Raw genomic sequence first — 1,692 nt, forward strand, 5'->3', positions numbered from 1 at the left:
TGGTATGGTTTAGCTATCATTTTTGCTAGATAGGTCAGCATGACTATATTTGACCTATCTTTTTTTTCCTTCATCTGCTGTATCCCTTGCTACACAATGGCTATACCCGCTCTGTCCCCCCGTTAGTAGCGGCACAACTGTTTTTAAGTAGCGCACCAGGCGCGATCGCACAGCCCATTGGCCCTTGTGTACTAAATCTGGCTGATATTGCTGTGCCCTGTACTCGCGACATCAATCCTTGTGGCAATCCTAGCTTTTGCCAGTGCCCGCCTCCATATTCCTATGATGCATCTGTCGGCAAGTGCATCATCGAAGACATTCGTTTGGCAGACGGTCCTGGAGAACCTGTTGAGGGCAAGTTTTCAATCCCACCTCAGGGTATTTGCACAGCAGACATCAATGTGTGTGGCTATCCGAGCATTTGCCAATGTCCTGGGGGAACCGAATACAGTGATTTGACTGGTTCTTGCGTAATACCCTTGCCATACTAGAACCTGAATCTGTTAGTAATTCTATCAAGTTCCAGGTGATCACAAGTTAGATAATATCACAATTAACAGTAGAGGGCTCACTTTCAACAGTCAACCCTCTACTGAATAGATTTAGCCAGTTTTGTCAAAATTAGTAATTAATTAAAAATCCTATTACCCTTGATTTTTAATTAACATTACGTCTATAATATTTACCGCCGTTTCTTCTGATATCTCTAAAGCATGATAAAGCTCGTTCAAAAACTCTTCTTCATCATCGGTAATTTCTCCATCTGCTAAGATAATATCAGTGGCGATCGCAAAGGCTGTTCCTTGTAGTTCATGGGGGAGTGATTTCAGGGCTCCACTAAGAAGAGGATCAGAACCTTGCCGCTGCAGGAGCATCAAAAGTCGTTCAAACATTCTTGCCATTACATCAGCTGAGTAGCTCCTAAACAGCTGCATTCGAGATAAGGCAGTAATAATGGCTTGAACCTCAGAATTAGTCGCGTATCCGTCAGCAGCACCAGCAGTTAATGCGATCGCAGCAAAGGCTTCAGCTGGTCCGAGTGTTATTTGGCTGTGTTGACGACTAATTGAAATTTTGTCAAACAGACCCATTGTTGTTGTCTCTTGGAAAAGTACCTTAGTTAATACCAAGATGACATTAGTGACCGCAAACGGAATTAGTGGAAATACTGAACTTGTGAGTAGACTTTACAAAAGTTTTCTGTTTCACCTCAAGCAGGGCTATAGTTAATCTGGTTAATCTGGTTAATCTGAACGATAAACTAGAGTGAATCTCCATCAAGGATAATCACCCCTGTGGCACCAGTAACCCCCGACGTCAACCAGCGAATTCAGGAACTGCGGCGACTGTTGCAAAAAGCTAGTTATGCCTACTACGTCCTGGACAATCCCATCATGGCAGATGCCATCTACGATCAACTCTACCGGGAACTGCAAGAGCTGGAAACAGAGTATCCTGAGTTAGTAACTTCTGATAGTCCAACCCAGCGGGTAGGAGAGAAACCAGCTACTGGTTTTGTTTCCGTGCGCCACAATATCCCACTCTATAGTCTGGATAATGCCTTTAACCTTGAGGAATTTAATCAATGGCAAGAACGATGGCAGCGTCATATTTCTGGTGATATTTCCCAAGACTCAGGACTCAATACTGAATACGTTTGTGAACTCAAAATTGACGGTTCAGCATTAGCAC

2 protein-coding genes and 1 pseudogene are annotated in these 1,692 nt (G+C 43.6%); 2 read left to right on the plus strand and 1 reads right to left on the minus strand.

The genetic code is table 11. The annotated features are described in order from the left end of the window. Window positions 1–86 precede the first annotated feature (86 nt). Window positions 87–491, plus strand: coding sequence for a hypothetical protein (locus F6K49_RS46440; protein ID WP_293109222.1), 405 nt, complete (start codon window positions 87–89; stop codon window positions 489–491). 153 nt (window positions 492–644) lie between these two features. Here the strand turns inward: F6K49_RS46440 and F6K49_RS46445 are convergent, their stop codons facing one another. After that, entirely contained in the window at window positions 645–1,091 is a 447-nt protein-coding gene (locus F6K49_RS46445) for a tellurite resistance TerB family protein (protein WP_075897576.1), read from the minus strand. 204 nt (window positions 1,092–1,295) lie between these two features. Between F6K49_RS46445 and ligA the strand changes: the two are divergent. Beyond that, window positions 1,296–1,692 (plus strand): annotated as a pseudogene (gene ligA / locus F6K49_RS46450) (NAD-dependent DNA ligase LigA); the annotation flags it as partial.

The sequence above is a fragment of the Moorena sp. SIO3I6 genome (assembly GCF_010672095.1).